Origin of the sequence: Kordia sp. SMS9 (genome assembly GCF_003352465.1) — a bacterium.
Taxonomy (GTDB): Bacteria; Bacteroidota; Bacteroidia; order Flavobacteriales; family Flavobacteriaceae; genus Kordia.
The window spans coordinates 5243476-5257383 of record NZ_CP031153.1 but is presented as its reverse complement, the minus strand read 5'-3'; the positions used below and the strand labels follow the sequence as shown (position 1 = coordinate 5257383).

At 38.7% G+C, this 13908-nt stretch carries 6 protein-coding genes and 2 tRNA genes; 5 read left to right on the top strand and 3 right to left on the bottom strand.

Annotated features, from left to right (window positions below):
• Window positions 1-58: 58 nt before the first annotated feature.
• Window positions 59-6697 carry a T9SS type B sorting domain-containing protein gene (locus KORDIASMS9_RS22150; RefSeq protein WP_114904945.1) on the top strand — a complete coding sequence of 2213 codons (6639 nt, stop codon included), beginning with the start codon at window positions 59-61 and terminating at the stop codon, window positions 6695-6697.
• A gap of 457 nt (window positions 6698-7154) precedes the next feature.
• On the opposite strand, the gene KORDIASMS9_RS22145 is transcribed toward KORDIASMS9_RS22150, so the two are convergent.
• Together KORDIASMS9_RS22145 and KORDIASMS9_RS23975 are read right to left on the bottom strand one after the other, a co-directional pair.
• Window positions 7155-8675 (bottom strand): OmpP1/FadL family transporter, encoded by a 1521-nt coding sequence (locus KORDIASMS9_RS22145; protein ID WP_114904944.1) that lies wholly within the window; start codon window positions 8673-8675, stop codon window positions 7155-7157.
• A gap of 50 nt (window positions 8676-8725) precedes the next feature.
• On the bottom strand, window positions 8726-9757 hold the full coding sequence (locus KORDIASMS9_RS23975; RefSeq protein ID WP_162820115.1) for a hypothetical protein: 1032 nt from the start codon (window positions 9755-9757) through the stop codon (window positions 8726-8728).
• A 100-nt stretch (window positions 9758-9857) separates the two neighbouring features.
• Here KORDIASMS9_RS23975 and proS point away from each other — a divergent pair, with 100 nt between their 5' ends.
• From proS to rpsT, 4 genes are all read left to right on the top strand, one after another.
• Window positions 9858-11336, top strand: a complete 1479-nt coding sequence (gene proS, locus KORDIASMS9_RS22130; protein ID WP_114904941.1) for a proline--tRNA ligase — start codon at window positions 9858-9860, stop codon at window positions 11334-11336.
• A 77-nt stretch (window positions 11337-11413) separates the two neighbouring features.
• A tRNA-Glu gene (locus KORDIASMS9_RS22125) sits at window positions 11414-11485 on the top strand.
• A gap of 71 nt (window positions 11486-11556) precedes the next feature.
• Window positions 11557-11628: transfer RNA gene (locus tag KORDIASMS9_RS22120), tRNA-Glu, on the top strand.
• 38 nt (window positions 11629-11666) lie between these two features.
• Window positions 11667-11918 (top strand): 30S ribosomal protein S20, encoded by a 252-nt coding sequence (gene rpsT, locus KORDIASMS9_RS22115; RefSeq protein ID WP_114904940.1) that lies wholly within the window; start codon window positions 11667-11669, stop codon window positions 11916-11918.
• A gap of 148 nt (window positions 11919-12066) precedes the next feature.
• Here rpsT and rho read toward each other — a convergent pair whose 3' ends face one another.
• Window positions 12067-13788: a transcription termination factor Rho gene (rho, locus tag KORDIASMS9_RS22110; RefSeq protein WP_114904939.1), complete on the bottom strand. Its 1722-nt coding sequence runs from the start codon at window positions 13786-13788 to the stop codon at window positions 12067-12069.
• Window positions 13789-13908: the final 120 nt, after the last annotated feature.

Sequence of the window (13908 nt, the reverse complement as noted above, 5' to 3'; positions counted from 1 at the left end):
TCTGCTTATTAATATATTTGAGATTAACTATAGCAAAACTAACCAGAAATATTTTTTTATGAGGGCAAAAATACTATTCGTTCTATTGTTTTTCATAGGGCATCAAGCATATTCGCAAGTAATCTCGGTAGATGACACACGTACACCAGAAGACTTAATTGTAAATGTTCTTTTTCAAGACGTTTGTGGAAATGAACCTACTAATATAAGAGTAACCAACCATAGTGGTGTAGACAACTTGCCAGGTGAGGAAAATGGTTCTAATTTTGGTTATGAAAGCTATGGTTATTTTAACACTGGAACTGCTGATTTTCCTTTTGCAGAGGGTATTATCTTGAGTAGTTCAAATGTATCCGCGATACCAAATAATGGAGGAACTTTAAGTTTTGGTGGCGGAGGCTGGGCAGGAGATCCTGACTTAGTAGCGCTTGCCGGTGGAGGAAGTACATTCAATGCAACTACTATTGAATTTCAGTTTGTTCCATTATCAGATAGAATTAGTTTTCGCTACATATTAGCTTCTGAAGAATATACTACGACTGCAACGTATCCTTGTAGTTTTGCCGATACTTTTGCGTTTATATTAAGTGGTCCAGGAATTCCAAATGTAAATGCATATGATCATGATGCGAACCCAGCTACAGCAGAATTGAATATAGATTTGGGAGGAAGAAACATTGCATTATTACCAAATTCCAATATTCCAGCAAGTATCACAAACATTCATACATTTAGCTGTGGGCCAGGATTAGGTGAATTTGCCTTTCCTGAATATTATGATCCAGCAGGAAGTAATAACGGCTCTACAGAATTTGACGGACAAACACGATCTTTAACAGCCGAATCAGACGTAATTCCGGGACAAACATATACCATCAAACTTGTAATATCAGACTATATTGATTCTTCATTTGATTCTGCCGTATTTCTAGAAGGTGGAAGTTTTGATATTGGATCTTTAGATTTAGGTTTAGACAGGTTGATAACGACAGGAAACCCAGTCTGTGGAGACGACTCTATAACGCTTGATGCACAATCAGCCGTAAATACCGCTACATATACTTGGTTTAGAGATGGAGTAGAACTTGTTGGAGAAACAAATCCTACATTAGATGTAACCATCCCAGGAACATACTCAGTTACAGTAGCAGTTTCTACAAATTGTAGTTCTACTGATAGCATCGTTATTGAATTTGCTCCCGTGCCTGTGGCGAATCAACCTAATAATTTGGTAGCTTGCTCGCCAGTAGCAATTCCGAATGTGGAATTTGACCTGTCCCTAGTGAATAATGATGTTTTGCTAATGCAAGATCCAGCCTTATTCAATATTTCATATCACAGCACGTTTAATGATGCGGAGATGGATATGAATCCGCTTCCAACCTTGTATACAAATGGTCCAAATCCAGACACTATATTTGTAAGAATAGAAGATTTATCAGGTGGATGTTTTGACACTACCAGCTTCGACTTAGAAGTTTATGAGCAACCTGTGGCAAATACAGTTCCAGATATTATAATATGTGATGATGATACGAATGACGATGTAGCAAACTTTTTATTAACAGATAATGATATTATAGTCTTAGGTACGCAAGATCCTGCTAATTTTACAATCACATATCACGCACTCATGGATGATGCGGAAAACAATGTGAATCCCCTTGATCCTGCATTTACAAATACACCAAATCCGCAGCCAATCTATGTAAGGATTGAAAATAATATGAATCCGGACTGTCATGAAGTTACTCAATTTAATATTCAAATAAATACTCAGCCTATTGCCAATCAACCTCCAGATATGGCGTCTTGTGATGATGATGCAAATACTGTTGAAGACTTTGATTTAACAACACAAGAAGCAGCTATTTTAGATACACAAAACCCTGCAGATTTCAATATTACTTTTCATAATAGTTCAGGGGATGCAGATACAGATATAAATCCAATATTGAATCCAGCAACGTACACTGGAAATGACACTGAAGTCATTCATGTTAGAATTGAAAGTACAGAACTAGGAAACGATTGTTATGCAATTACAAGTTTTGCCCTAGCAGTCAATGATTTACCAGTAGCAGTTATACCGACAACATTAGAAGAATGTGACGATGATACGGACGGTCTTGTAGGTTTTACTTTAACAGAAGCTGATGCAGAAATACTAGGGGGACAAACCTCTACAGATCCGATGACGATTACCTATCACGTGGATATGGCAGATGCAATGTCAGGCGCCAATCCACTAAGCTCGTCTTATGTGAATGCCACTGCCAATATGGATACGGTTTTTATTCGTATTGTCAATGATGTTACAGGTTGTATAAACACTTCCACATTAGGTTTGCAAGTCAATCTAGCAATCACGGCAACACCACCAGCAAATTACAGTGTTTGTGATGATACCAATGGTAATGATACCGATGATTTAGGAACCTTTGACCTGTCAACTTTAGATGCGCAAGTATTAGGAGCTTTGGCAGGAACTGCTACGGCAACATATTATGAAACAGAAGCATTGGCGATTGCAGGCGATCCAACGACGGTATTACCAATAATATACACAACTATAGATCCTTTAGTGCAAATTATCTTTGTGCGTGTTACCGATAACATTACAGGCTGTTTTGATGTGGTGCAGGCAAATTTAATTACCGATCCACTACCAAATCTAGACAACATTCCACCAATGATTGCGTGTGATTTTAACAATGATAATACTGAAATCTTTGATTTGACGCAGCATACCACTGTGGTGGCGAATGGACAAGTAGGACTCACGATTACTTATCATCAAACACCTTTAGATGCAGAGAATAATACTAATGAATACACAGTGCCTATCAGTGGGATGGATGGAGATATTATCTATGTTCGCGCGGTGAATCCATTAGGCTGTGTTCAAACAGGAAGCTTTGTATTACAATTAGATCCATTACCAGTTTTTTCAGTTCCTACGGTATTAGAAGCCTGTGACGATGAAACTGCAGATGGTGTAGCACCGACGGATTTAACGGTAAAAAATGATGAGATTACCATAGGCAATCCAGACTTAAACGTATCATATCACCTTACCTCAGCAGATGCAGATACAGATATGAATGCACTTATGATGCCTTATGAAAATGTAGGCACACCAACGATGTACAGCGTTTTTGTTCGAGTGGAAGATATCAATACAGGATGTCATGTGGTGACACAACTCACGGTGAATATCAACGATACACCAGCGGTATTCCCCGCAACGCCACTAGAATACTGTGACACCGACAACGACGGAATCGGTATTTTCAATGTACGCGATTCTGAGAGTGAAATCACAGGCGGGGTATTGCCAGGTCAAGTAACAGTGACCTACCACGAAACCCCAGACGATGCAGATAGCAATGTCAACGCTTTGGCGGATGTGTATAGCAACATCACTCCGTACAATCAAACCTTGTATGTGCGTGTAGAAAATGTCCTTACGGGATGTTACAATGTGGTATCCTTAGATTTAATCGTGCACGATTCTCCTGAGATTGCTACCTTAGACGCGGTAAGTCTCTCAGAATGTGATGATGATACCAATGACCAAATCGCACAATTCGATCTTACAGAAGCTGAAGTTGACATCCTAAACGGAGAAGACCCAACCACGCATATTGTTCGGTATTACAACACACAGGCAAATGCGATTGCAGGTACTCCTACAGGAGAAATCAACAATGTAAATGCCTATAGCAACATTCCGCCGAGTCCACAGCTCATTTGGGTACGTGTGGAAGATCAAGTCACAGGCTGTTTTAGCATCACCAATCTAACACTAATTGTAGATGTGCCACCTGCGCTGACACAATTGCCAAACATAGAACTCTGTGATGCCATTACCTTAGGCGATGGTATCGAAGTCTTTGATCTAACGGCACTGGCAGAAGATCTTTTAAACAATGCTACAGGCATCAGTTTGGACTACTACGCTACTTTAGCCGATCTTACCAGTGACACACCGATTACAAATCCAGAAGCCTATGCCAATACCATCATCAATGTACAAACCATTTGGGTACGTGCCACCGATGATAATACAGGTTGTCAAAGTACCATTAGCTTTAACATCTCGGTAAATCCACTTCCAAGTCCTACCCTTGATCCAAACGGGATGCTCCTAGCAGAGACCTGTGATGATGACAATGACGGTTTTGTAGCGACAGATTTAGCTGCGCTAGTCGCTGCGATTATCAACAATGAACCAGATGTGATCTACACCTTCCATGAGACAGAAACGGATGCCAATAACAACATAAATGCACTTAGCAGTCCGTATACAAATATCATCATGGACAGTCAAACTATCTATGTATTGGCAACCAATACTGTTACTGGCTGTTTTACAGTGACACCATTACAAATCAACATCATTCCCATTCCAATAGTACCTATTGAAATAGAAGACTTAGAGGTATGTGATGCTGCGGATAGCTTGGATGGGATTGCGATGTTTGATTTAACCCAGACACAGGCAGAAATCTTTGCAGCTCAAGACACGAGTAACCTTACACTGACCTATCACGAGAGTGAACAAGATGCGATTGATGATCTGTCACCAATTGTAAATCTTACCGATTACATCAATATCACTCCAAATCAACAAACCATTTGGGTACGTTTAGAAGATAACACGACCGCTTGTTATGCCATCGGAAGCTTTGACCTGCTTGTGGTGCCACCACCGGTGATTGTCACGCCACAACCTTTCTCCCTCTGTGATGATTTAGAGAGTGGTGATGAGAGTGATGAGATCAGCACCTTTGATCTAACAGATAAATATGATGAGATTACCAATGGAGATACCTCTTTGACACTGACATACTATGCTAGTGATGCAGACTTTGCCGCAGATATTCCAATTGCGGATCCAACGGCGTATCAAAACACAATGAACTTACAGGAGATCATCATTGTGGCTACCAATGCCGCAGGATGTACCACGGATACCAGAATGCTTCTTCGTGTGCTTCCAATTCCAACGCCAAACACCACGCCAACACCTTTAGAGGCATGTGATGATGACACGGATGGTGATGCGACCAACGGTATTTTAATCTTTGATCTAACACAGGCACAGGCAGAGATTGTCAACAATGAAGGCAATGTCACTGTCAGCTACCATACCACTGAGGTAGATGCAGTGGCGAATACCAATCCGATAGTAGATCCAACCATGTTTGCGGTAGACATGGCAACAGCCAATGAAAACGGACAGGTGATCATCTACGTAAGAGTACAGAGTGATATACAAATAGATAGCAATATGGAACCGTGTTACAAGGTGGTAGAATTACCAGTAATTGTACATCCACTCCCAGCACTGACCAGTATGACATTCAGTTATATCTTTTGTGAGTATGACACTGACAATGTGGGACAATTTATATGGGACGATGTAACGGCTTCGTTAGACCTACTGACCGCGCCACAGATGTTAGCAGACTTTACAGTAACCTATCACCCAACAGCGGCAGATGCTTTAGCAGGCACAGCGGCACTTGTGGATGGATATGAGAATATGGGCGAACCAGATACAGTCTTTATCCGAGTGGAGAATACTGCCACAGGCTGTTTCAATAGCAACAACATCGCCAGTGTCGACCTTACGGTAGAACCGATTCCAACGGCAACGGCACCAACGACCTATCAGGAGTGTGCTACTGATGAGAGCAATCAACTCATTGCCACCTTTGATCTGACTAGTTTAGATGCCACGATCATTGGTGGACAGTTAAACATGGAGGTGTCTTACTACACCACGGCAGCAGATGCAGCAGATGATATCAATGCCATTGTAGATCCTACAATGTATATCAACAGTGAAGATGTAGATAGCTTGATGCTCTTTGCAAGGGTAAGACAGACCATTACAGGCTGTCTGTCTGATCCAGTAATGGTGAGCTTGCAGGTGAATCCATTACCTGTATTCACCCTGCCAGCAGATGATATCTTATGTGTGGATGCAACCACAGGCACGACCGATGAGGGACCGATGATTGGGGTAGATTTAGGTGCAGGATACATCTATCTTTGGAATACTCCTAATGGAATAGAAAACACACCAACGGTGGCAGTAACTACGGCAGGAACCTATAGTTTGGTAATTACCGATGGAAACTTTCCAGAGACCAACTGTAGCTATAGCGACAGTGTGACCTATGAGGCATCTTCAGCGCCAGCAACGCTAGATATTCAGATTACCACACCAGCCTTTGCCGATACGCACAATGTGATTGCCACAGCAACAGGCGGTTCGGGCATCTATGAATACCAATTAGATGACGGAGGGTGGCAAGGCTTAGGAGAGTTCTTTGATCTCACGCCAGGCGAACACACGGTAACGGTGAGAGACACCAATGGTTGTGGGGAGCTGATTCGCACCTTTGAACTGATTGATTACATGGAATTCTTCACTCCAAACGGAGATGAGTACAACCCAACGTGGAACATCATAGGACTGAGAAATCAGCCAGGAGCAAAGATTTATATCTTTGACAGGTATGGAAAACTCTTAAAACAAATCAGTCCCGCAGGACAGGGATGGGATGGAACCTTTAACGGATCTCCAATGCCATCACAGGACTACTGGTTTAGAGTAGAATATGTAGATCCATTCGATGGAACACCAAAAGAATTTATCAATCATTTTACTTTGAAGAGATAATTTATCATACAACATATAAAAATATCTCAAAAAGATGTAGTTTGAAAAGTTGAAATTTCGATTTTTCATACTACATCTTTTATCATTTCAAATACAGAGTTATACCAATTCTACTATAATCTGCAGCTAATAATTAATTTATTTTTCTACTTCTTCTGCGTTATAAAATAAAACTATAGCTAAGGCTATACTTTGATTTTATGTCTCGAATAAGCGAAAACTAATTTTAATTCTATACATCGCATTTTATAGTAGAATTGGTATAACTTAACTATCCAGAAAATGGAGCAGAGTAGAAGAAGAGTTCTCATTGAATCTATGTAGTTTCAAACAAATTGAAATTATTTTAAGCTTCTAAAAAATCTCATCAAAATCAATCAAAAAAGAGAAAAAGAAAAAACCTCATTGCAATAATGAGGTTTTAGAGGTACATTAATCGGTTATGATAATGTTACTTTTATAGTTTAAACGTTACTGAGAAGGTGACGTTTGAATTTATATTATTAATATTTGCTCGGTCAACTAAGCCTGCTTGTAATAGTTGTGGATTAAGAGCTTGTTCGCTTCTATCATACGCTAAATCAAAACTTAAACTTCCAAAATTATATCCTATTCCTAAAGAATACCCTTCTAAGTCTCCAACAGTTGAATTGTCTTGGAATGGACTTTGTTCAAAGCGATACCCACCGCGTAAGCTAAATTGATTGATTCTATATTCCCCACCAATTCTATAAGTAGATGCAGCTTGTAATTGATTGTCAATATCATTGTTTGCATCAATAAAATCATTAGTTGGACGTAATTTTGCGTTTGCATAATCTTTTAAAGAGTAATCAAAACTGATCAATCCTTTTTTACCAAAAATATATGCAAAACTACCTGTTAAACTTCCCGGAGTGACAATTCTATGTTCTCTATAAACATTGACTACATTTGGAAAAATATCTCTTCGCAAGATTTCAGTTGGATTTCCTGGATTTCTGAAGTCTGTACTTAATCCTTGAATAAGCTCATCATTTAAGCGATACCATGTCGGCGACTGATACGAACCACCTAAGCGAATATTTTGTAATTTTAAGATAGCACCAGCTTGAAAAGAAATCCCAACTCCATACGTATATAATTCGTTAGAAAATTCTGCATATTGCAATCCAGAATCAGAGTTTACAGGAGTTTCAACTAGTACTCTGCGTTCGCGATAATCAACGTCATGTGAGTTGACATTTAACCCTAAATACAAATTATCTTTGTATTGAGTGGCTATGTTAAAAGTGTATTTTCTGTTAAATCCTGAAGTTTGTACTATATAATCTTGAATAGCACCGTTTGAGTAATCTGCATTTGAGGTATAAATGGTATTGCTATCATCATCAGTGGCAGGATTAATCACAAATCCTTCGTATCCTAAAAATGCCTGCTGAGCCCCAAAACCAAAGTTTTCACCTAAAAACAAATACGTATCGGTATCGGTTTCTCCTGGAAATTGTGCTATATCGCCTAAAGCTTGTCCGTTTGCAAACGAAACAAAATAGTCTGCAATACCTCTTGTTGGATTTGTTCCTGTGGCAAAATAGTTATTGTAAAAATTATTATTATTTTGCACATTCAATCCTAAAGATATTTTTCGCCAATCACTATTTGCAATATCATTAAATACAAACACAATTCCAGCTTGGTTCAAATCAAATTCTGAATCGTTGGCATTTGAACGTGTTCCAAAATAGGATGCGTCATTATCATTGTTGTAATTACTTAGTGAAATCGTGACTTCACTAGTACTGAAAACTGCCGAACCCGCTGGGTTTATTGAAAATGCTGAGAAATCACCTCCAAGAGCTCCAAAGGCTCCACTCATGGCTCTAAAACGTGCTGTTCCATTCAAATTTTCAGTAGAATACCGAACAACATCATTTATATCTTGGGCATAACTTATGGACATAGAAAGCATGACCATGAATAGTATGAATACTTTTTTCATAATTTAGTATAGTGTTATTTTTAGGGATAAATATATTTTTTTATAAGGTATTATCTTCTTCCGCCTCGTCTTCCGCCGCCGCCGCGAGAACCTCCGCTAGATCGCATGCTACCACCAGATGACCTCATAGAACCTCCTGATGATCTTGAAGGACTGCTAGAACTTCTTGCTCTACTGTTGAAGTTAGATCTAACGCCATTGTTTCGTGTTCTTGTAGATCTAGTCGCTCTTGTGTTTCGAGTATTACGAGTGTTTCGTGTGGCTCTCGTATTTCTGGTATTTCGAGTATTGCGTGTGGCTCTTGTATTTCTTGAGTTTCTCGAATTTCTTGCATTTGTATTCCCTCTTCTTGAAGAACGATTTGTAGAATAACGATTGCCATTTCTATTGGTGGTTCTAGAGTAATAATTAGCTCTTCTATTTGCTAACACTCTATTTGCATAGCCTCTTCTTCCTCTGTTGAAAGCATAATAAGGAGAACGCCATCCGTTCCATCCCCAATTATTCCAGCCCCAGCCTCCGCCAAAGCCCCAACCCCAGTTGTTCCAGCCCCAGCCAAATCCAGGACCCCAGCCGCCATTCCAACCAAGACCCCAACCCCAACGGTTCCAGCCCCAGTTATTCCAGCCCCAGCCTCCACCAAAGCCCCAGCCCCAGTTGTTCCAGCCCCAGCCCCAGTTGCTCCAACCAAATTGATTACCACCATACACATTTATGGTGATATCGTCAGCGGTTTCACCCCAAGGAGAATAGCTTTCATTATATCCGATTGCGTCAACATCTGTCTCTGTTTGCGGTTCAACATCGCCTTGACTTGAATAGGAGTCAACATCTGTAAAAATGTCACCGTAGCGATCTTCAGCTTCAAAGGATTTTTGTTCAAAATAGTTTTGATATGCACTGTTTGATTCATTACTATCTTCAACAACTGCAGGCGTTTCTGCTCTTTGTTCACCAGAACCATAAATTCCATCATCGTATGTAGCTTGCTGGTATGTACCACATGATGTTAGTGTCAAAAAAGTTATAGCTAAAATATGTATAGCCTTTATGTTGTCTTTTAAATAGTATGTTATACGCATATCTCCTAAAATTAATTGTTGAACAATACAAAAATAGTTAGTTTTGTCGAAACTATTTTTTATTTAACATAATCACAACATTTGTGCCAAACTACTAAGAATGAGCAAGAAATTAACAAAGAGATCTGAGGATTATTCAAAATGGTATAATGAACTTGTTGTAAAGGCTGATTTAGCTGAAAACTCAGCGGTTAGAGGTTGCATGGTCATTAAGCCATACGGGTATGCCATTTGGGAAAAAATGCAAGCGCAATTAGATAAAATGTTCAAAGAAACGGGACATGAAAATGCGTACTTTCCATTATTTGTTCCTAAAAGTCTCTTTGAGGCAGAAGAGAAGAATGCGGAAGGCTTTGCAAAAGAGTGTGCTGTTGTTACACATTATAGATTGAAAAATAATCCAGATAAGCCAGGGAAGCTGATGGTGGATCCGAATGCTAAGTTAGAAGAAGAACTAATTGTGCGTCCAACGAGTGAGGCCATTATTTGGAATACATACAAAAATTGGATTCAATCTTATAGAGATTTGCCTATTTTAATTAATCAATGGGCAAATGTAGTACGCTGGGAAATGCGTACGCGTTTATTTTTAAGAACTGCTGAGTTTTTATGGCAAGAAGGTCATACGGCACATGCCACTAAAGAAGAAGCTGTAGCAGAATCATTACTAATGCAAAAAGTATATGCTGAATTTGCAGAAGAGTTTATGGCAATGCCTGTTGTAAAAGGAGCAAAGACTGAAAGCGAACGTTTTGCAGGTGCATTAGACACCTATACGATTGAGGCATTGATGCAGGATGGAAAAGCATTGCAAGCAGGAACTTCTCACTTTTTAGGACAAAATTTTGCAGAAGCTTTTGATGTAAAGTATGTAACGAAAGAGGGGAAGCAAGAATTGGTATGGGCGACTTCTTGGGGAGTTTCCACAAGATTGATGGGTGGATTGATCATGACACACAGTGATGATGCTGGATTGGTACTGCCTCCAAAACTAGCACCAATTCAAGTCGTATTTGTGCCTATTTATAAGAATGAAGAGCAGTTTGAAGCTATTGCGGCAAAAGTAGGAGAAATTTCAGCACAGCTAAAAGAGAAAGGAGTTTCTATAAAATTTGATAAAAGAGATACCTTGCGTCCAGGCGCAAAATTTGCAGAGTGGGAATTAAAAGGAGTTCCACTGCGTGTTGCGATAGGCGCACGTGATTTAGAAAACGGAACGCTTGAAATTGCACGTAGAGATACTTTTCAAAAGCAATCCATAGCGCAAGAAGATGCCGTGGAGACTGTGTTGAGTCTTTTGGAGACCATTCAAGAAGATTTATTCAATAATGCGAAGAATTACAGAGATGAAAACACTACAGTGGTCAATACTTTTGAAGAATTTAAAGAGGTGATTGAAAATAAAGGTGGTTTCGTTTCAGCACATTGGGATGGTACGGCTGCGACTGAAAATAAAATAAAAGAACTTACCAAAGCTACTATTCGATGTATTCCATTAGATGCTTTGGAAGAAGAAGGAAAATGTGTATATTCGGGTCAGAAATCTGCTAAACGAGTTTTATTCGCGAAAGCATATTGAAAAAAGTAAAAAAACTTTTAAAAATAGTTGGAGCATATAAAAATAGTTGTATTTTTGCATCCGCTAACAGAAATAATGGCCCGTTCGTCTAGGGGTTAGGACGCCAGGTTTTCATCCTGGTAACAGGGGTTCGAATCCCCTACGGGCTACAAATTTTCTGAAAGTTTTTTTTGCAAGTTTGAAATTATAATTTAAATTTGCATCCTCATTGAAAAATGATGGCCCGTTCGTCTAGGGGTTAGGACGCCAGGTTTTCATCCTGGTAACAGGGGTTCGAATCCCCTACGGGCTACGAAACACTAAGTTTTAAAAAGATAATTAAGAAAAGAGATGGCAAATCATAAGTCAGCATTAAAAAGAATCAGAAGTAACGAGACAAAGCGTCTAAGAAATAGATATCAGCACAAAACGACTCGTAACGCTATTAAGAAGTTAAAATCAGTTACAGATAAGAAAGAAGCTGAAACTTTATTAACAAGTGTAACTTCTATGATTGACAAATTAGCAAAGCGTAATATCATTCATGATAATAAAGCGGCTAATTTAAAGTCAAAATTGGCAAAGCACGTAAATACGCTTTAAGAAAGAATATTTACTTATCAAATATCGAAAACTCCAATAGTATTGGGGTTTTTTTGTGTTTCATATTTTAATGAAATTTCAAAAATAAAAAAGCTGCTCAATATTTTATTCGAGCAGCTTTTTTGTATGTAAATCTTTTCCTAATTAACTATCCATTCATAGAGATTAGAAATTCTTCATTGTTTCTAGTTTGTTTGATACGTTGGTTAATGAATTCCATTGCTTCTACAGGATTCATATCTGCCAAATATTTGCGCATTACCCACATACGCTGAATGGTACTTTCATCCAGCAATAAATCGTCTCTACGTGTGCTTGAAGAAGTAAGGTCGATTGCAGGGAAAATTCTTCTATTGGAAATCTTACGATCCAGTTGAAGTTCCATGTTACCAGTTCCTTTAAATTCTTCAAAAATTACCTCATCCATTTTAGATCCAGTTTCGGTCAATGCAGTCGCAATGATCGATAAAGAACCGCCACCTTCAATATTTCGAGCCGCTCCAAAGAAACGTTTTGGTTTGTGAAGTGCATTTGCATCTACACCACCACTTAATATTTTTCCAGAAGCTGGTTGTACTGTATTGTACGCTCTTGCCAATCGTGTAATTGAATCTAATAAAATAACAACGTCATGTCCACATTCTACCAAACGTTTCGCTTTTTCCAAAACGATGTTTGCCACTTTTACGTGATCTGTTGCTTCTTTGTCAAACGTAGAAGCAATTACTTCGCCTTTTACATTACGTTGCATGTCTGTAACTTCCTCTGGACGTTCGTCAATTAGTAAAACAATTTGATATACTTCAGGATGATTTGCTGCAATAGCGTTGGCAACATCTTTCAGCAACATAGTTTTACCTGTTTTTGGTTGCGACACTATCATTCCTCTTTGTCCTTTCCCGATAGGAGAGAATAAATCCATAATACGTGTAGAAATTGTACTTTGGCGTTCTGCTAAATTAAATTTCTCATCTGGAAATAAAGGTGTTAAATGCTCAAAAGCAACACGGTCTCTGACTACTTGTGGATCCATACCGTTAATTTTACTTACCTTAATTAAAGGGAAATATTTTTCGCCTTCTTTTGGCGGACGTACAATCCCTAATACCGTATCTCCAGTTTTCAATCCGAACAAGCGAATTTGCGATTGCGATACATAAATATCATCTGGAGAAGATAAATAATTATAATCGGACGATCTTAAAAAGCCATATCCATCTTGCATGATGTCTAAGACACCTTCACTTTCAATAATGCCGTCGAACTCAAAATCTGGCTCGCGGTAGCGATTACGCTGATCTTTATTCCCGTTATTTTTATGTGAATGATCTTTCTTGTGTTTATTACTTTGTTGCGAATGATCTTTCTTATTTTTATTCTGCTGTTGTGGCTTGTTGGTATTTTTATTGTTGTTATTTGAATTGGAATTATTGCTTTTATTTGTATCGGGAGCATCATTTCCAGGCTTCTTAACTTCCTCTTTTTTTGCTTGTGTAGGCGTATTTTTTTGATTCTTATCTGTAGTCTTGCGCGCTGGTTTATTTTGTTTAGGAGCCTGTGTGTTAGGTTTTTCTGGAGTAGTTTGGGCTGGCTTTGTTTGAGGAGGAGTTGCTTGCGTTGGAGTTGCTGGTTTATCAGATCTTTGATTAGCATCTCTCTTAATACGTTTTCGCTTTGGTACAGTATCTTCCGTTTTCGGTTCAGCTTTTGTGATTGGTGCAACAGACTCAGGATTGCTAGCTTGAAGGTCTAATATCTTATAAATTAAGTCTAATTTCTTTAAAGTCCTATATTTTGGAACGGCTAATGCCTTAGCAATTTCCTGTAATTCAGGTAGTTTTTTACTTTTTAATTCTGAAATTTCTAACATGTATTGGCTTGTAATGAATTGTTTTTTGAAAAAATGAGCGATAGTACTCGTAAGAAGTGTGTAAATCTATTAGTAACAATAGATTAAGTATTATCTATGCAATAATACAAATTTATTTTA

What these genes read in the sequence shown, in the direction of transcription:
- KORDIASMS9_RS22150 (WP_114904945.1), top strand. Translation starts at nt 59, where the DNA reads ATGAGGGCAAAAATACTATTCGTTCTATTGTTTTTCATAGGGCATCAA.
- KORDIASMS9_RS22145 (WP_114904944.1), bottom strand. Translation starts at nt 8,675, where the DNA reads ATGAAAAAAGTATTCATACTATTCATGGTCATGCTTTCTATGTCCATA.
- KORDIASMS9_RS23975 (WP_162820115.1), bottom strand. Translation starts at nt 9,757, where the DNA reads ATGCGTATAACATACTATTTAAAAGACAACATAAAGGCTATACATATT.
- proS (WP_114904941.1), top strand. Translation starts at nt 9,858, where the DNA reads ATGAGCAAGAAATTAACAAAGAGATCTGAGGATTATTCAAAATGGTAT.
- rpsT (WP_114904940.1), top strand. Translation starts at nt 11,667, where the DNA reads ATGGCAAATCATAAGTCAGCATTAAAAAGAATCAGAAGTAACGAGACA.
- rho (WP_114904939.1), bottom strand. Translation starts at nt 13,788, where the DNA reads ATGTTAGAAATTTCAGAATTAAAAAGTAAAAAACTACCTGAATTACAG.